Origin of the sequence: Methylobacterium sp. 190mf, assembly GCF_900107945.1 — a bacterium.
In the GTDB taxonomy this organism is placed as follows: Bacteria; Pseudomonadota; Alphaproteobacteria; order Rhizobiales; family Beijerinckiaceae; genus Methylobacterium.
This window is the reverse complement of sequence record NZ_FNVI01000013.1, coordinates 45,521-61,446: the sequence shown is the minus strand read 5'-3', so window position 1 is coordinate 61,446 and position 15,926 is coordinate 45,521. Positions and strand designations below refer to the sequence as shown.

Below are 15,926 nucleotides of genomic sequence, written 5' to 3'. Positions count from 1 at the left end.
ATGGCTGACTACAGCTCCCTCGACATCCGCCAGCGCTCCGCCTCCACGGAGACGCCGCCGGAGATCCGCCGTCAGGTGGAGGTCGCCAAACTCATCGACGTGTCGAAGTGCATCGGCTGCAAGGCCTGCCAGTCGGCCTGCGAGGAGTGGAACGACCTGCGCGACGACATCGGTGTCAACACGGGCACCTACCAGAACCCCCACGACCTCACGCCGAAGTCGTGGACCCTGATGCGGTTCACCGAGTACGAGAACCCGGAGACCAACAACCTCGAATGGCTGATCCGCAAGGACGGCTGCATGCACTGCACCGAGCCGGGCTGCCTGAAGGCCTGCCCGTCCCCCGGCGCGATCGTGCAGTACTCCAACGGCATCGTCGACTTCATCGAGGAGAACTGCATCGGCTGCGGCTACTGCGTGAAGGGCTGCCCCTTCAACATCCCGCGCATCAGCCAGACCGACCACAAGGCGTACAAGTGCACCCTGTGCTCGGACCGGGTGGCGGTGGGGCAGGCCCCGGCCTGCGCCAAGGCCTGCCCGACCGGCTCGATCATGTTCGGCACCAAGCAGGCCATGATCGATCAGGCCCACGACCGCGTCGAGGACCTGAAGTCGCGCGGCTTCGCCCATGCCGGCCTCTACGACCCGGCCGGGGTCGGCGGCACGCACGTCATGTACGTGCTGCACCACGCCGACCAGCCGAACCTCTACGCGGGCCTGCCGAACGACCCGAAGATCTCGCCGCTGGTCGCCTTCTGGAAGGGCGGCGCCAAGGTGTTCGGTCTCGCCGCGATGGGCTTCGCGGCGGTGGCGGGCTTCTTCCACTACGTCACGGCCGGCCCCAACGAGGTCGTGCCCGAGGAGGAGGAAGAGGCGGTCGAGTACGACGAGGCCAAGCGCCGGGAGAATGGCGGGGAGGCCCGGCCGCACTGAGACGCGACGGTCTCCCTCCCCCGCGGGGGGAGGGAGCGCCGCGCCGAACGGTTTCGGCAGGGCGGAGACGGCTCGGGCGCCCGACCCGATTTCGAGTTTCACGGCCCGCCCGCCGCGACGGGCGGCCCCGTCAGGCGAGTGAAGGCCGATGACGATCCAGAACGATGTCCGGGACGGCGATTCCCGCCCCCTCCACCACGCCAAGTCCGAGGCGCCGGAGGTGATGTACGTCCCGCGCTACACCGGCGTGCAGCGCGTGAATCACTGGATCACCGCGATCCTGTTCACGCTGCTGACCCTCTCGGGGCTGGCGATGTTCACGCCCTACCTGTTCTCGCTGACCGGCCTGTTCGGCGGCGGGCAGGCGACCCGAGCGATCCACCCGTGGTTCGGCGTGGCGCTGGCGATCAGCTTCCTCTTCCTGTTCGTGCGCTTCTGGCGGCTCAACATCCCCAACAAGGACGATGTCGAGTGGTCGAAGAAGATCGGCGACGTGGTCACCAACCGCGAGGACCGGCTGCCGGAGCTCGGCAAGTACAATGCCGGCCAGAAGGGCGTGTTCTGGGGCCAGACCGCGCTGATCGGCGTGATGCTCGTGACCGGCCTCGTGATCTGGAACACCTATTTCGGCGGCCTCACCTCGATCGAGACCCAGCGCTGGGCGCTGCTCGCGCACTCGCTGGCCGCCGTCATCGCCATCGCGATCATCGTGGTGCACGTCTACGCCGGCATCTGGGTGCGCGGCACCGGCCGGGCGATGGTCCGCGGCACGGTCACGGGCGGCTGGGCCTACCGGCATCACCGCAAGTGGTTCCGTCAGATGGCCGGCGGCCCGGCGCGCCGCGGCTCGGTGGACAAGCGCGGATCCTGATCGCGTGGCCAACTTCTTCAGGCGGAAACCCGCGGCTCCGGCCGCGGACAAGACCCCGAAACCCGCCGAGGCCCCGAAGCCCCGCCGCCGGGATTTCAGCGAGCTCAAGCCCGATCCCGACAAGATCGGGATCTCGGGCTCGGTCCCGTTCGTGCGCCTGCCCGATCCCGCGACGCTGTTCGCCGACCGGGCCGCGCGCCTGGCGGAGGCCGCGCCCGGGCACCCGCTGGAGGCCTATCTCCGGTTCGTCGGTGAGGTCGCCCGCGCCCAGGCGGCGATCCAGGCACGGTTTCCGGCCCCGCCGGCGCCGGATCCCGCCGATCAGGCGCTGCGGAGCGAGCACGGCATGCCGCCGCTGTCGCGGCACAGCCTCGAGGCCGACCAGGATTTCGACGCGTGCCTCTTGGCGCTGCTCGACGCGCTGGATCTCGCGACCGCGCCCGAGGCCTCGGCCGCGGCGCGGGATGCCCTGCGGGCCGCCGCGCCGGAGGAGCGCCGCGATCTCGCCGTGCAGGTTTTTGAGGGCGCGCTGCCGGTCGACCGGATCGCCGAATGCCTGTTCGTCTCAGCCGCGTTGCAGGTGCGCTTCGCCGAGCGGGCCGCGCGCCTCGACACGCGGACGCTGAAGCCCGTCGCGGACGGCGTCTGCCCGTGCTGCGGCGGCGCGCCGGTGGCGAGCGTCATCGTCTCCTGGACCCCGGCCGACAAGGCCCGGTATCTCAGCTGCTCAGTCTGCGGCACGTACTGGAACCACGTCCGGATCCGCTGCACCGCCTGCGGTGACGGCGAGAACGTGAGCTATTACGGGCTCGATGAGGTCTCGAAGGACGTTCAGGTCGAGACCTGCACGACCTGCCACAGCTACATCAAGCACCTCCACCAGCACCGGGCGCCGGCCCTCGACCCGGTGGCGGACGACATCGCGTCCTACGGGCTCGATCTGAAGATCGCCGAGGACGGGTTCCGGCGCGCCGGATTGAACCTGCTGTTCGTGATCTAGCGCGGGATGCGCCTGTCCGAACCGACGGCCGCATCCTGAGGTGACCGCGTCGGCGGGCCTCGACGGAGAGCGCCGGCGATCGCGAGGCCTCCGCTGCGCTCCGGCACCTCACGATGAGGGGATGGGTTGGACGCGCCTGCAGGATCGAGAGCGCGACGCTGCGACGCGGCGAAACCGGAGAACCCCGCGCTCAGCGGTACCCGTAGCGGCTCTTGGCGGCGGCGAGCAGGTGCAGGGCCTCGCCTGACTTGCCGGCCGAGCATTCCGCGGCGGCCTGGGCGAGGTCGGCGCTGAAGCGGTCGCCCACCGGCTTGTTGAGGTTGCCAGTGGCCACGTCGCTGTCGACGATAGCCTTCGTGCGGGCGATCTCCGGGCCGCAGCCGCTGCCCGTGGGCAGGGCCAGGGGCGCCGGCACGATCGGCGAAGGCTCCGTCACCGCGGGCGTGGCGCGCTGCTGGCAGGCGCCCAGCGCCGCGACGGCGAGGGCGACGAGGCTGAGGCGCATCGGGAGGCGGGACGCGGGCACGGCGATCATCCTGTTGGGGCGCGAGGGGCCGCGCCGCCGAGGTTCTGGGCCGAGCTTGGCAAGGGGTCAATCGCCCCGGCGACATGCCGAAGGGGCGCGCAGCGCGGGACGCGGTTCGCCGCGAACGCGCGATTCCGCTGTTGCCGGAGGGACTTGGAGCGCGCCGCCGGCATCCGGCGTCGGCGGCGCGCTCCGAATCGTGACGGGCTTACTTCGCCTTGTCGGCGAGCGCCTTCAGGCCGGAATCGTAGATGCCCTGGATCGCGTCGGTGGCGACCGTGTCCGGCGCGCCCTTGGCGTTGAAGGTCCCGGTCCAGGTCACCTTCGAGCCGGAGCCGGCGGGGGCGACCGAGAGGGTCGACTTGTAGTCCGAGACCGGCAGCGGGCTCTCGAGGATCGTGTAGGTGTAGCTCATCACCTTGTCGTCGCGGGAGACCTGCTCCTCCTTGATGGTGCCGCCACCCTTGAGGCTGAGGGTGCGGACCTTCATACCGTCCTTGTCCGACAGGACGCACTTCTCGATGGCGGGGTGCCAGTCGCCGATGCCGCAGAACTCGCCGATGGTCTGCCAGACCTTGGCCGGCGGCGCGGCGATGTCGGCCGAGCGCGTCACCTCGAGGGCGTAGCCCGGCACGGTGGCCGCGGCGAGCGCCAGGGCGGCGAGGGGAAGGGACCGGCAGAAAGCGAAGGGCATCTCGGGGTGTCTCCGTCCGTCTCAGGTCGCGGCAGGGGCCGCGCAGGCTCTGATGGCCGCGCAGGAGCTAGGCCGGGAGGGCGCGCTCGGCAATGGGCGGGAGCGGCGGCACATGACTTTCGCGGTCAGACGACGCGGTCGGTGATCGTCTGCGCGCAGTGGCCGTCGTGGCGCCGAGCGGCCGATACTCGCGACCTGGGCCGCGATCCGGCCTACCAGCCGTCCGTCTCGTCGGCGTCGGCCGGGTAGCCGTAGACCGTCGCGGGCGCGTAGGCCGGCCGGGCCGCCGGGCGGTAATAGGCCGGCACCGACCGGCGCCCCATCTGATCGCTGTTTGCCAGCAGATCGTCCGGCTCGTAGGGGCTGCGGTTCCGGGCGAGCCGGGTGCCGCGCCGGCCACGGTCCGCCATCGGGACATCCGCCCCCTCGATCACCACCCGCGTCCGGCCCATGCCCTGGCTCTTCACGAGGTTGAACAGGGTCGCGGCGTTGCGCACCGACAGGCGCACGCAGCCGTGCGAGGCCGCGCGCCCGAGGCTCCGGACGTGGTTGGTGCCGTGGATGGCGTGGCCCTGGGTCGTGAAGAACATCGCGAAGGGCATGGGCGCGTCATCCCACTCCTTCGAGAAGTGCGTGCGCTCCATACGGAACGGGCGGTAGGCGCCGGACGGGGTGTCGTAGCTCGCGACGCCGGTCGAGATCGGCCAGGAATAGCGCGGCTGGCCGTCGACGGAGACCTCCATGCGCTGGGTGGTCTTGTCGACGTTGACGAGCACGTCCGCGCTGGCCGTCGCGGGGATCCCCGCGCACAGGAGCAGCCCGGACAGGACGGAGATCAGACCGATACGCATGAGCGACTCCGACTCGAGACGCGCCTCGAGAAACCGCGACGGTTTGCCGTCACGCTAAACCGTCGGCAACACCGAGGTTCCGGTCCGCGGCAACCCTGCGTAGTCACGCTTTGCTGAGCACCCTCACAGCACCCTGGCGGCGCCCTCACGGCGCCGCCGCGGCCATGCCGGAGATCCGGCGGATCGCGGCTTCGGCCTCCTCGGCGATGCGTAGGACGAGGTCGCCGGCGCCCGGCAGGTCGGCGATGAGCCCGACGGCCTCGCCGACCGTGACGTTGGCGACGTCGTAGTCGCCCGCCGCGTCGGCATCCTCCACGTCCCGGCGCCGCTCGGCCGAGGCCGCGCGCAGCGCGTCCTCGCGGCCGTGCCACGTCTCGATGAAGGCGTTGCGCAGGAGTCGGCCGGTATAGGGCTTCGGCCAGGCCCGCTGGCGGGCGATGTCGTAGACCTGCGTGCGGATCGTGTCGTCGCCGGTCGCGGCGAGAACCCGCTGCTTCGCGGCCGGGTGGATCAGCGCCTCCCGGCTGGCCCAGAACCGGGTCCCCATCAGGACACCGTCGGCCCCCAGCGCCAGGGCGGCGGCGAGGCCGCGCCCGTCCGCGATGCCGCCCGCCGCGAGGAGCAGCGTCTCGGGGCGCTCGCGGGCGATCAGGTCGGCGACCGCCGGGACGAACGCCGCGGTGCCGCGGGCGGTGAGGCCGTGGCCGCCGGCCTCCGTCCCCTGCGCCACCACCGCGGCCGCGCCGACCTCCAGGGCACGCCTCGCATGCGCCAGGGTGTGCACTTGGCAGATCAGCGGCACGCCGGCGGCGCGGATCCGGTCCGCGAACGGCGCGGGATCCGCGAAGGAGAGCATCAGGGCCGCGGGCGACCGGGCGAGCGCCGCGTCGAGGAGCGACGGGTCCCGGGCCATCGACCACGTGATGAAGCCGCAGCCGACCCGCTGATTGCCCGCGCGGGCGAATTCCCGGTCGAGCGTCGCGTGGTCGCCGTAGCCGCCGCCGATCAGGCCGAGGCCGCCGGCGGCGCTCACCGCCGCCGCGAGGGCACCCCCCGAGGCCGGGTCCATGGGGGCTAGCACGATCGGGTGTCGCAGCCCGAAGGCGTCGGTGAGTCTGGTCCTCAAGGCCATGGATCCCCTCCCCCGGGTAGCGTCTCGGTTGCGCGCGCCGCCCGCCAGGGATTAGCGCTCGCGCGATGGCGGAAAAAATGATTCCTTCTGAAGGAAGGCATCGGAAAAGCAGATGACATGAACAGCACCGACCTGATGTTCTTCGCGGCGGTGGCCGAGACCGGCGGCATCGGGCGGGCGGCGGCGCGGCTCAACACCGTCCAGTCCAACGTCACAGGCCGGATCCGCGCCCTGGAGCAGGCCCTGCGCGTGCCGCTGTTCCACCGCTGCAGCCGCGGGGTGACGCTTACCCGGGCGGGGGAGCGGCTCCTGCCCTACGCGCTCCAGGTCGGGCAGCTGCTCGCGGAGGCGCGCCACGCCCTGCTGGCCGAGGGCGAGCCGCGCGGACCCCTGCGGATCGGCGCCATGGAGACGACCGCGGCCCTGCGCCTGCCCGGCCCGCTCGCGGATTTCGCCGCGGGTCACCCGGAGGTGGACATCGAGCTGGAGACCGGCCCGACCGAGCACCTGATCGCCCGGGTCCTCGACCGGAGTCTGGAGGGGGCCTTCGTGGCCGGCCCGGTCGCGCAGGCCGACCTCGTCGGGATCCCGGTCTTCACGGAGGAGCTGGTGCTGGTGGCGCACCCGGCCGTCGGCGACCTCGCGGCGCTGCTCGACCGGCTGGCCCGGGCGCGCGACGCGAAGGTGCTCGTGTTCCGGGCCGGCTGCTCGTACCGGAGGCGCCTGGAGGCGTTCCTGGCCCGCCAGGGCCTCGTGCATGTGCGACGCATGGAATTCGGGACCCTCGACGGCATCCTCGGCTGCGTGGCGGCCGGCCTGGGCGTGACCCTGGTTCCGCGGGCCGTGGCAGAGCCGGCGCGCCGCGCGGGCCGGGTCTCGGTTCACCCGGTGCCCGACGGGGACGGGCACGTCCCGACGCTGCTGGTCCACCGCGCCGACGACCGGCCGAGCGCGGCCTTCGCGCGGTTCGCCGAGCAGGTGCGGACGGCGCTCCCGGATGTGACCTAGGATCCCGGTTCCGGCACGCGCCATGCTCTCGGCAACCGCCGGTTGACAGCGGCCCGGGCCCGGGCGCTTCCTCCCGGCCGCAGACGGTTCGGAGTTTCCATGGCCCTCGACCCCACCCTCGCCGCCGAGATCGAAGCCTCCGTGGCGGAGGGCTTCGCCGATCAGGTCGCCCACACGCAGGCGCTCGTCCGGTTCGCGTCCCTGCGCGGGGAGGAGCATGCCTGCCAGGACTACGTCTTCGACCAGTTCCGTGCCCGCGGCTACGCCACCGAGCGCTTCGCCATGGACCGGGACGCCATCGCGGCCCATCCGGGCGGCTCGAAGATCGACGCCGCGCACCATTCTGACGCGCCGATCGTCGTCTGCCACCACAGGCCGGGCACCGAGACCGGGCGCTCGCTGATCCTGCAGGCCCATGTCGACGTCGTGCCGCCGGGGCCCCTCGACCTCTGGACCCACCGGCCCTTCGATCCGGTGATCCAGGGCGACTGGATGTACGGCCGCGGCGCCGGCGACATGAAGGCCGGGCACGCCGCCAACCTGTTCGCCCTCGACGCCCTGGCGCGCCTCGGCCTGCAGCCGGCGGCCTCCGTGACGGTGCAGTCGGTGGTCGAGGAGGAATCCACCGGCAACGGCGCCCTGATGACCCATCTGCGCGGCTACCGCGCCGACGCCGTGCTGATCCCCGAGCCGGAGGACGAGAAGCTCGTGCGCGCCAATACCGGCGTGCTCTGGTTCACCGTCGAGGTGCGGGGCGTCCCGGTCCATGTCCGCGAGATGGGCGCCGGCGCCAACGCCATCGACGCCACGTACCGGGTGATCGGCGCGCTGCGCGATGTCGAGGCCCGCTGGAACGCCGAGAAGGCCGCGCACCCGCATTTCGAGACCGAGGACCACCCGATCAACCTCAACATCGGCAAGATCGAGGGCGGCGACTGGGCCTCCTCGGTCCCGGCCTGGTGCCGGATCCACTGCCGGGTGGCGCTCTACCCCGGCGTCACCGCCGCGCAGGCCGCCGCCGAGATCGAGGCCGCGGTGGCGTCCTTCTCCCGCACCGACCCGTTCCTGGCCAACAGCCCGCCGCGAGTGGTGTTCAACGGCTTCTTCGCTGAGGGTTACGTGCTGGAGGAAGGCTCTGAGGCCGAGGCGGTGCTCGGCCGCGCCCACGAGCGGGCGATCGGGTCGCCGCTCCAGAGCTTCATGACGGCGGGCTATCTCGATACCCGGGTCCACGCCCTCTACGACCGGGTTCCGGCGCTCTGCTACGGCCCGACCTCCCAGAACATCCACGGCTTCGACGAGCGGGTCAGCCTCGCCTCGGTGAAGCGGATCACGACCACCATGGCGCTGTTCGTGGCCGAGTGGTGCGGGACGGAGCGGAAGGCGGGGTGAGCCGCCGTCCTTGCGAGCGTAGCGAAGCAATCCAGGGCAGCGCTGCGCTCACGGGCATCGTGCATCCCTGGGTCGCGTCGCTTCGCTCGCGATGACGGCGGTGCTCGCCGTCAGGGGATCAGCCGGTCCGCGCGGAGCTGGGCGAACAGGTCGTAGAACGCGTCGTCGGTCGGCTGGTAGGTCGTGAAGCCGAGGCGGCGGTTCTTGCTCATGTCGGTGACGACCTCGATCGGCCGCCCGAGATCGGCATCCGTGTGCCAGGGAGAGGCCAGCTTGGTGAGATCCGGCTCGGCGAGGCCGTGGCGCGCCGCGATCTCGGCCCAGGCCGGGCCGTCCTGCGCCATCCGGGGCTCGAGCGGCCGGTGCGTGCCGTCGAACGGCACCGCCTCGATCCCGAACCAGGCGGCGATCCGGCCCCACATCCAGCTCCAGCGGAAGACGTCGCCGTCGACGACGTTGAACGCCTCGTTGGCGGCCCTCGGCTCCGTCGATGCCCAGAGCAGCTGGCGGGCGAGGAGCCGCGCGTCGGTCATGTCGGTCAGGCCGTTCCACTGCGCGGCCGAGCCCGGGAAGACGAACGGGCGTCCCAGCTCCCGGCACAGGGTGGCGTAGCAGGCGAGCGTCGTGCCCATGTTCATGGCGTTGCCCACCGCCTTGCCGATGATCGTGTGCGGGCGGTGGACGCTCCAGGTGAAGCCGTCGCGGGCGGCGGCCGCGAACACGGCATCCTCCTGCGCGTAGTAGAAGTTCTCGATGTCGAGGCGGCCCTGGTCCTCGCGGAACGGCGTCTGCGGCAGGGTGCCTTTGCCGTAGGCCTCGAACGGGCCGAGATAGTGCTTCAGCCCGGTCACCAGGGCGACGTGGCGGACGCTCTTCTTGGGGCGGAGCGCGTCGAGCAGGTTCTCCACCATCGCCCGGTTGACGCGGATCATCTCCGCCTCGGTCGGGCGCCGCTGCCAGGTCGCGAGGAACACGTGGCTCGGGGCGAGGTCGGAGAGCGCCTCCGCCAGGGAGGCCGGATCCTGCAGGTCGCCGGCCACCGGCACGACGCCGTCCTGCCGCACCGGGTGACGGGCGAGGCCCGCGACCGTCCAGCCTTCCTGGGTCAGCAGCGCCGCGGTGGCGCTGCCGACGATCCCGCTCGCGCCGACGATCAGGGCGGTGTTCGACATGGAAACCCTCGTGCCCGGCCCAAATCCGGGTCCGGGGCAGATGGGCGCGGGTGGTGTCGCGACAACCCCGCCGCGCGGCGGGGACGCCTGTGCGGCGCGCAAGGGTTGTGTGATCGCGAGCCCCACGTCATCGCGAGCGTAGCGAAGCGACCCAGGGCAGCGCGCGGTTTCGAATCATGGCGCGACCCTGGATTGCTTCGCTCCGCTCGCAGAGACGGGAGCGCTCTCAGGCGACCCGGTCGATCGCGGCGCCGAGGATGTCGACGATCTCGCCGATCTGGCCGCGCTCGATGATCAGCGGCGGCGACAGGGCGATGATGTCGCCGGTCACCCGGGTGAGCAGGCCGCGCTCGAAACAGTCCACGAACACGTCGTAGGCGCGCTTGCCCGGCGCGTCCGGGCGCGGCGCCAGCTCGACGCCGGCGACGAGCCCGATGGTCCGGATGTCGATGACGCCCTTGCGCCCGCGCAGGTCGTGGATCGCCGCCGCCCAGTCGTCGGCAATGTCGGCGACGCGGGTGAGCAGACCCTCCTCCCGGTAGATGTCGAGCGTCGCGATGCCGGCCGCGCAGGCGATCGGGTGCCCGGAATAGGTGTAGCCGTGGAACAGCTCGATCCCGTCCGGGCCCTGCATCAGCGCGTCGTGGACCGCGCGGCTGGCGAAGACCGCGCCCATCGGCACCGTGCCGTTGGTCAGGCCCTTGGCGCTGGTCACGAGGTCGGGGACGACGCCGAAGAAGTCGGTCGCGAACGGCGCGCCGAGGCGGCCGAAGCCGGAGATGACCTCGTCGAAGATCAGCAGGATGCCGTGCTTGGTGCAGATCTCGCGCAGGCGCTCGAGGTAGCCCTTCGGCGGGATCAGCACGCCCGTGGAGCCCGCTACCGGCTCGACGATGCAGGCCGCGATGGTCTCGGCGCCGTGCAGCGCCACCAGCCGCTCCAGATCCTCGGCGAGCTCGGCCCCGTGCTCGGGCTGGCCCTTCACGAAGGCGTTGCGGGCCGGATCGTGGGTGTGGCGCAGGTGGTCGGTGCCGTTGAGGGTCGGGAAGACCCGCCGGTTCGACACGATGCCGCCGACCGACAGGCCGCCGAAGCCGACGCCGTGATAGCCGCGCTCGCGGCCGACGAGCCGGGTCCGCGTGCCCTGCCCGATCGCCCGCTGGTAGGCGAGCGCGATCTTGAGGGCGGTGTCGACCGATTCCGAGCCGGAATTGGTGAAGAACACCCGGTCGAGGCGCTTGTCGGGACCGCCCGGGGCGATCTCGGCCAGCCGCTCGGCGAACTCGAAGGCGACGGGGTGGCCCATCTGGAAGGTCGGGGCGAAGTCGAGGGTCGCGAGCTGGCGCTCCACCGCGGCGGCGATGCCCCGCCGCCCGTGGCCGGCATTGACGCACCAGAGCCCCGCGGAGCCGTCGAGGACCTTGCGGCCGTCATCGGCGGTGTAGTGCATGCCCTCGGCCGAGACGAGCAGGCGCGGCGCCGCCTTGAACTGGCGGTTGGCCGTGAACGGCATCCAGAAGGCGTCCATCGCGGGCGTATTGCGGAGCGGATGGTCGGTCATGGGCGGTTCTCCGGGACGGGCGACGCGGATCGGCGGCGGGACCAGGGGACACCTTCACCGATCGGGCAACAAGTCCTTTTCTGGTCGCCGCCAACCCCTTGCAGGATCGGGGCCGCGGGTGGCACCGTTGCGGGATCCGCAACACCTGAAACGGGCCCTGGCCGGATGAGCATCGATGTCGGCGCGCGCCTGCGCTTCGTTCGGGCCCGCCACGGCCTGTCGCAGCGGACCCTCGCCAAGCGCGCCGGCGTGACCAACTCGGCGATCTCGCTGATCGAGGCCAACCGGGTGAACCCGTCGGTGGGCGCCCTGAAGCGGATCCTCGACGGGGTGCCGATCGGCATGGCCGAGTTCTTCGCCCTGGAGCCGGAGCCGGAGCGCAAGGCGTTCTTCGCCGCCGAGGACCTCACCGAGATCGGCCGCCGGGCCGCCAAGGGGGCGATTTCGTACCGTCAGGTCGGCGACAGCCTGTTCGGGCGCAAGCTCCAGATCCTCAAGGAGCGCTACGAGCCGGGCGCCGATACTGGCCGGGTGCCGCTCTCCCACGAGGGCGAGGAGGGTGGCATCGTGCTCTCCGGGCGCCTCGAGGTCACGGTGGATGCCGAGCGCCGGATCCTCGGCCCCGGCGACGCCTACAGCTTCGACAGCCGCCGCCCGCACCGGTTCCGCTGCGTCGGGCCCAACCCCTGCGAGGTGGTGAGCGCCTGCACGCCGCCGAGCTTCTGAGACGGAGCCCGGCTGCGGCGGATGAAACGCCCGCCCTGTCGCGTGCAGGCGTTGCGGTCGGCCAGCAGAGTGGCGCATGCAGGGCGGCGTTTGAATTCATAATGCCGCGCGAGGATCGATGGCCGTCACGACCGCAAGCCCGGCCGCCGGGCCCGGACAGAACCAGTCGGCGCGCGCGGCGCTCGCGGCCTTCGTGGGCACCACGATCGAGTGGTACGACTTCTTCATCTACGGCACGGCGGCGGCGCTGGTGTTCGGGCCGCTTTTCTTCACGGCGGAATCGCCCTACATCGCGACGCTCTCGGCCTTCGGCACCTTCGCGGTCGGCTTCCTCGCACGACCACTCGGCGGCCTGATTTTCGGCCATCTCGGCGACCGGTTCGGGCGCAAGCGCGCCTTGGTGGCGACGCTCGTGATGATGGGCATCGCCACCTCGTGTATCGGCCTGCTGCCGACCTACGCGTCGGTCGGCCTCTGGGCGCCGGTGATGCTGGTCGTCTTGCGGCTGATCCAGGGGCTCGCGGTCGGCGGCGAGTGGGGCGGCGCGGTGCTGATGGCCGCCGAGCACGCGCCGGCCGGGCGCAACACCTTCTTCGCCTCCTTCGCGCAGCTCGGCAGCCCGGCCGGGCAGATCCTGTCGCTGCTGGCCTTCCGGCTCGCGGGCCTCCTCGACAAGGAGAGCTTCCTGACCTGGGGCTGGCGGGTGCCGTTCCTCGTCAGCATCCTGCTGCTCGGCGTCGGGCTCGCGATCCGCCTCGGCGTCGCGGAATCCCCGGCCTTCGAGAAGGCCCGGGCCGCCGGCGGGCCGCCGCCGGCGCCGGTGCGCGAGGTGCTGACGACCTGCCTGAAGCCGGTGCTGCTGGCGGCGGGGGCCAACACCTTCGCGATCGCCTCGGTCTACCTGTTCAACACCTTCATGATCGCGTTCACCACGCAGTATCTCGGCATCGCGCGGGCGACGATCCTCGACGCCCTGCTGATCGCCGCCGTGGTCCAGCTGGTGATGACCCCGGTGGGCGCCCGGATTGCCGAGCTGATCCGCAATGAACGGCTGTTCCTCCAGGGGACGCTGGTCTGGGCGATGCTGGCCCCCTACCCGCTGTTCTGGCTGGTCGAGACGCAGTCGGTGCCCCTGATCGTGCTGGGGCTCGCCCTCAACGTCATCGGCAGCGCGACCTTCTACGCGGTGATCGCCGGCTACCTCGCGGGCGCCTTCCCGACGCGGGTGCGCTACACGGCGATCTCGATCGCGTACCAGTTCTGCGGGGCGCTCGCCGGCGGCCTGACGCCGATCGTCGGCACCGTGCTGGCCGAGCGCTTCCAGGGCCACTGGTGGCCGATCGCGGTGTTCGGCACGGCGCTGGCCGGCGTGTCGTTCCTGTGCGTCACGGCGATCGGCGGCTACCGGGCGCGGCAGCGGGGTTTCCTCGACGGGTGAGCGCGACCGGTCAAAGGCGCCGGATCCGGGTAACGCGGGATTCAGACCGGTGGTCCAGGATCGGCGGCATGGATTCGATCGCCGCAGCCGCCGTCCAGATGCTGGGTTCGTCCCAGAACCAGCAGATCGGCATCGCCGTCGCCAAGCAGCAGCTCTCCGCCGACAAGGCGGTCGCCGGGCTGGTGGCGGACAGCGCCGCCGAGGCGGCGAGCGCCGGCCCGCCGGCCCCTCCCGGACAGGGCCAGAGCGTCGACCTGCGGGTGTGACGGAGACGCCGCGCTCCGCTTTCCGGGCCTCGCGCGAACCTGGGGTGCTTCGCTGCGCGCGCGATGTCGGCGGGCTCTCCGGCGGCCGTTGAACGGCCGCCCCTACCCGAAGCCGTAGAGCCGCCGTGGGTTGTCCACGAACACCATCCGGCGCCGATCCGCGTCCGGCACCCAGTCGGCCATCAGGTCGAGGAGTTCCCGCGTCCGCGGCGGCCCGTCCCAGGCGGCCACGTGCGGCCAGTCCGAGCCCCAGAGGCAGCGGTCCGGCGCGGCGTCGTTGAGCGCCCGGGCGAAGGGGATCGTGTCGGCGTAGGGGGGCCCGGTCACGGAATCCCGGAAGGCGCCCGAGAGCTTGACCCAGTTGCCGTCGGCGACGAGGCCGAGCAGTGCCCGGAACCCCGGATGGTCCACGCCCGCCGAGGTCGGCATGTGGCCCATATGGTCGAAGACCAGCGGCACGGGCAGCCGCGCCAGGCGGCCGGCGATCGGCGGCAACTCGCGGGCATCGAGCAGGAACTGGAGGTGCCAGCCCATCTCGCGGGCGAGCGCCCCGTAGGACTCGACCGCGTCGAGCCCGACCCCGCCGCCGAACAGGACGTTGAGGCGCAGGCCGACCACGCCGGCCTCCTTCAGCGCGGCGAGCTCCGCGTCGGGCAGGCCGAGCGGGATCACCGCGACGCCGCGCAGGCGCTGTCGGTGGGCGCGCAGCGTCTCGACCATCAGCCGGTTGTCGGTGCCGTGCACGCTGACCTGGATCAGCACGCCGTTGGCCATGCCGGTCCCGTCGAGCATCGCCAGATACCGCTCGGCCGGCGCCGCCGGGGGCGTGTAGCTCCGGTCCGCCACCAGGGGATAGTCCGGCGGCAGGCCGATGACGTGGGCGTGCGTGTCGACCGCGCCCTCCGGCACGGCGTAGCGGGTCGGGCCTTCCGGATGCGGGTCCGGGGCGGGGCAGTCTCGGATCTCGGGCATGATCAGGAATCCGCGTGGAGGACCTTGCCGCGCGTCTCGGGCAGCGCGAAGGCCGCCAGGAAGAAGATCCCGTAGGCGACGGCCGCGAAGATCGCGATGGCCGAGGCGAGACCGGCGCGCTCCGCGAGGTAGCCGACCAGCGCCGGGAACAGGGCGCCGATGCCGCGGCCGAAATTGTAGCAGAACCCCTGCCCCGAGCCGCGCAGGCGGGTCGGGTACAGTTCGGTCAGGAAGGCGCCCATGCCGGAGAAGTAGCCGGAGGCGAAGAAGCCCAGCGGGAAGCCCAGCACCCAGAGCACGCCGTTCGAGAGCGGGATCTGCGTGTAGGCGACGATCACCGCGATGGCGCCCAGCGAGAAGATCAGGAAGAGGGGCCGCCGGCCGAGCCGGTCGGCGAGCCACGCGCCCACGAGGTAGCCGGTGAACGAGCCAATGATCAGGGCCGCGAGGTAGCCGGTGGAGGACACGATCGACAGGTGGCGCTCGGTGGTCAGGAAGCGCGGCACCCAGGTGGTGATTGCGTAGTAGCCGCCCTGGCAGCCCGCCGCCGCCAGGGAGGCGAGCAGGGTGGTCTTGAGGATCGGACCGGAGAAGATCTCCCAGATCTGCGGCCGGTCGCCCGTGGCGGCGGCCCGGGCACGGGATTCGGCGGCGACCTCCGGCTCCTTCACGTAGCGGCGCAGGTAGAACACCAGCAGCGCCGGCAGCGCGCCCACCGCGAACATCCAGCGCCACGCGGTCTCGGGCGGCAGAAGCGAGAACAGCACCGCCTGCGACAGGACCGCGAGGCCCCAGCCGATCGCCCAGCCGGACTGGACCGAGCCCACCGCCCGGCCGCGATACTCGGCCCGGATCGTCTCGCCGATCAGCACGGCGCCGGCCGCCCACTCGCCGCCGAAGCCGAGGCCGAGCAGCGCCCGCGCGATGAGCAGCTGCTCGAAGTTCTGCACGAAGGCGCAGAGGAGGGAGAACAGCGAGAACCAGAGGATCGTGATCTGCAGCGTCAGCACCCGGCCGATGCGGTCGGCGACGAAGCCCGCGAGCCAGCCGCCGAGCGCCGAGGCCAGCAGCGTCACCGTGGCGGCGAGCCCGGCCGTGCCGGCATCGACGTGCCACAGCGCCATGATCGTGCCGATCACCAGCGGGTAGATCATGAAGTCCATGCCGTCGAGGCACCAGCCGGCGGCGCACGCCCAGAAGGTGTGCCGCTCCGGCGGCGTCATCGATCGGTAGAAGGCGGTGAGGCTGGCGTCGCGGATCTCGACCGCGTCCACGCCCGTGGGCCCCTGCCCGGTTGCTGAACTCATCACCGCCTCCCGCCGCCCGATACCAGTATCAGCGTCCCGGGCCGAGCTGTCCAACGATGCGGCGGGTCACGCAAGCA

The 15,926-nt window shown here is 71.9% G+C and carries 16 protein-coding genes; 8 read left to right on the top strand and 8 right to left on the bottom strand.

The features are described from left to right. The 3 genes from fdxH (at position 1) to fdhE (ending at position 2,804) form a co-directional block, all read left to right on the top strand. Entirely contained in the window at positions 1-933 is a 933-nt protein-coding gene (gene fdxH, locus C4T42_RS16825; protein ID WP_020092426.1) for a formate dehydrogenase subunit beta, read from the top strand. A 148-nt stretch (positions 934-1,081) separates the two neighbouring features. Then, a complete protein-coding gene (locus C4T42_RS16820) occupies positions 1,082-1,804 on the top strand; it encodes a formate dehydrogenase subunit gamma (RefSeq protein WP_103985474.1) in 723 nt (240 codons plus the stop codon). Between the two features lie 4 nt (positions 1,805-1,808). Continuing rightward, complete coding sequence (gene fdhE / locus C4T42_RS16815; RefSeq protein ID WP_103985473.1) at positions 1,809-2,804, top strand: formate dehydrogenase accessory protein FdhE; 996 nt, start codon at positions 1,809-1,811, stop codon at positions 2,802-2,804. 190 nt (positions 2,805-2,994) lie between these two features. Here the strand turns inward: fdhE and C4T42_RS16810 are convergent, their stop codons facing one another. The 4 genes from C4T42_RS16810 to C4T42_RS16795 form a co-directional block, all read right to left on the bottom strand. Further along, positions 2,995-3,339, bottom strand: coding sequence for a hypothetical protein (locus C4T42_RS16810; RefSeq protein WP_103985472.1), 345 nt, complete (start codon positions 3,337-3,339; stop codon positions 2,995-2,997). Positions 3,340-3,538: 199 nt separating this feature from the next. Next, a complete protein-coding gene (locus C4T42_RS16805) occupies positions 3,539-4,024 on the bottom strand; it encodes an SRPBCC family protein (protein ID WP_012318087.1) in 486 nt (161 codons plus the stop codon). 212 nt (positions 4,025-4,236) lie between these two features. Then, on the bottom strand, positions 4,237-4,875 hold the full coding sequence (locus tag C4T42_RS16800; RefSeq protein WP_103985471.1) for a L,D-transpeptidase: 639 nt from the start codon (positions 4,873-4,875) through the stop codon (positions 4,237-4,239). Between the two features lie 145 nt (positions 4,876-5,020). Then, complete coding sequence (locus C4T42_RS16795) at positions 5,021-6,007, bottom strand: nitronate monooxygenase (RefSeq protein WP_103985470.1); 987 nt, start codon at positions 6,005-6,007, stop codon at positions 5,021-5,023. A 117-nt stretch (positions 6,008-6,124) separates the two neighbouring features. On the opposite strand from C4T42_RS16795, the gene C4T42_RS16790 reads away from it, so the two are divergent. Both C4T42_RS16790 and C4T42_RS16785 read left to right on the top strand, forming a co-directional pair. Continuing rightward, a complete protein-coding gene (locus C4T42_RS16790) occupies positions 6,125-7,015 on the top strand; it encodes a LysR family transcriptional regulator (RefSeq protein WP_103985469.1) in 891 nt (296 codons plus the stop codon). Between the two features lie 99 nt (positions 7,016-7,114). After that, entirely contained in the window at positions 7,115-8,407 is a 1,293-nt protein-coding gene (locus tag C4T42_RS16785) for an ArgE/DapE family deacylase (protein ID WP_103985468.1), read from the top strand. A 110-nt stretch (positions 8,408-8,517) separates the two neighbouring features. Here the strand turns inward: C4T42_RS16785 and C4T42_RS16780 are convergent, their stop codons facing one another. Both C4T42_RS16780 and C4T42_RS16775 read right to left on the bottom strand, forming a co-directional pair. Continuing rightward, complete coding sequence (locus tag C4T42_RS16780; protein WP_103985467.1) at positions 8,518-9,579, bottom strand: SDR family oxidoreductase; 1,062 nt, start codon at positions 9,577-9,579, stop codon at positions 8,518-8,520. A gap of 226 nt (positions 9,580-9,805) precedes the next feature. Next, positions 9,806-11,140, bottom strand: coding sequence for an aspartate aminotransferase family protein (locus tag C4T42_RS16775; RefSeq protein WP_103985466.1), 1,335 nt, complete (start codon positions 11,138-11,140; stop codon positions 9,806-9,808). A 165-nt stretch (positions 11,141-11,305) separates the two neighbouring features. Between C4T42_RS16775 and C4T42_RS16770 the strand changes: the two genes are divergently transcribed. From C4T42_RS16770 to C4T42_RS16760, 3 genes are all read left to right on the top strand, one after another. Further along, on the top strand, positions 11,306-11,866 hold the full coding sequence (locus tag C4T42_RS16770; protein WP_020092415.1) for a cupin domain-containing protein: 561 nt from the start codon (positions 11,306-11,308) through the stop codon (positions 11,864-11,866). Positions 11,867-11,984: 118 nt separating this feature from the next. Next, on the top strand, positions 11,985-13,304 hold the full coding sequence (locus C4T42_RS16765) for an MFS transporter (RefSeq protein ID WP_020092414.1): 1,320 nt from the start codon (positions 11,985-11,987) through the stop codon (positions 13,302-13,304). A gap of 68 nt (positions 13,305-13,372) precedes the next feature. Continuing rightward, a complete protein-coding gene (locus tag C4T42_RS16760) occupies positions 13,373-13,570 on the top strand; it encodes a hypothetical protein (RefSeq protein ID WP_020092413.1) in 198 nt (65 codons plus the stop codon). Between the two features lie 102 nt (positions 13,571-13,672). On the opposite strand, the gene C4T42_RS16755 is transcribed toward C4T42_RS16760, so the two are convergent. Then, on the bottom strand, positions 13,673-14,542 hold the full coding sequence (locus C4T42_RS16755; protein WP_020092412.1) for an amidohydrolase family protein: 870 nt from the start codon (positions 14,540-14,542) through the stop codon (positions 13,673-13,675). A 2-nt stretch (positions 14,543-14,544) separates the two neighbouring features. After that, positions 14,545-15,849 carry an MFS transporter gene (locus tag C4T42_RS16750; protein WP_026604804.1) on the bottom strand — a complete coding sequence of 435 codons (1,305 nt, stop codon included), beginning with the start codon at positions 15,847-15,849 and terminating at the stop codon, positions 14,545-14,547. Positions 15,850-15,926 lie beyond the last annotated feature (77 nt).

Bases quoted from the DNA above. Each gene is read 5' to 3' on its own strand.
- C4T42_RS16760 (WP_020092413.1), top strand. From the start codon at position 13,373: ATGGATTCGATCGCCGCAGCCGCCGTCCAGATGCTGGGTTCGTCCCAG.
- C4T42_RS16795 (WP_103985470.1), bottom strand. From the start codon at position 6,007: ATGGCCTTGAGGACCAGACTCACCGACGCCTTCGGGCTGCGACACCCG.
- C4T42_RS16775 (WP_103985466.1), bottom strand. From the start codon at position 11,140: ATGACCGACCATCCGCTCCGCAATACGCCCGCGATGGACGCCTTCTGG.
- C4T42_RS16765 (WP_020092414.1), top strand. From the start codon at position 11,985: ATGGCCGTCACGACCGCAAGCCCGGCCGCCGGGCCCGGACAGAACCAG.
- C4T42_RS16820 (WP_103985474.1), top strand. From the start codon at position 1,082: ATGACGATCCAGAACGATGTCCGGGACGGCGATTCCCGCCCCCTCCAC.
- C4T42_RS16750 (WP_026604804.1), bottom strand. From the start codon at position 15,849: ATGAGTTCAGCAACCGGGCAGGGGCCCACGGGCGTGGACGCGGTCGAG.
- C4T42_RS16770 (WP_020092415.1), top strand. From the start codon at position 11,306: ATGAGCATCGATGTCGGCGCGCGCCTGCGCTTCGTTCGGGCCCGCCAC.
- C4T42_RS16810 (WP_103985472.1), bottom strand. From the start codon at position 3,339: ATGATCGCCGTGCCCGCGTCCCGCCTCCCGATGCGCCTCAGCCTCGTC.
- C4T42_RS16785 (WP_103985468.1), top strand. From the start codon at position 7,115: ATGGCCCTCGACCCCACCCTCGCCGCCGAGATCGAAGCCTCCGTGGCG.
- C4T42_RS16755 (WP_020092412.1), bottom strand. From the start codon at position 14,542: ATGCCCGAGATCCGAGACTGCCCCGCCCCGGACCCGCATCCGGAAGGC.
- C4T42_RS16780 (WP_103985467.1), bottom strand. From the start codon at position 9,579: ATGTCGAACACCGCCCTGATCGTCGGCGCGAGCGGGATCGTCGGCAGC.
- fdxH (WP_020092426.1), top strand. From the start codon at position 1: ATGGCTGACTACAGCTCCCTCGACATCCGCCAGCGCTCCGCCTCCACG.
- C4T42_RS16790 (WP_103985469.1), top strand. From the start codon at position 6,125: ATGAACAGCACCGACCTGATGTTCTTCGCGGCGGTGGCCGAGACCGGC.
- C4T42_RS16800 (WP_103985471.1), bottom strand. From the start codon at position 4,875: ATGCGTATCGGTCTGATCTCCGTCCTGTCCGGGCTGCTCCTGTGCGCG.
- C4T42_RS16805 (WP_012318087.1), bottom strand. From the start codon at position 4,024: ATGCCCTTCGCTTTCTGCCGGTCCCTTCCCCTCGCCGCCCTGGCGCTC.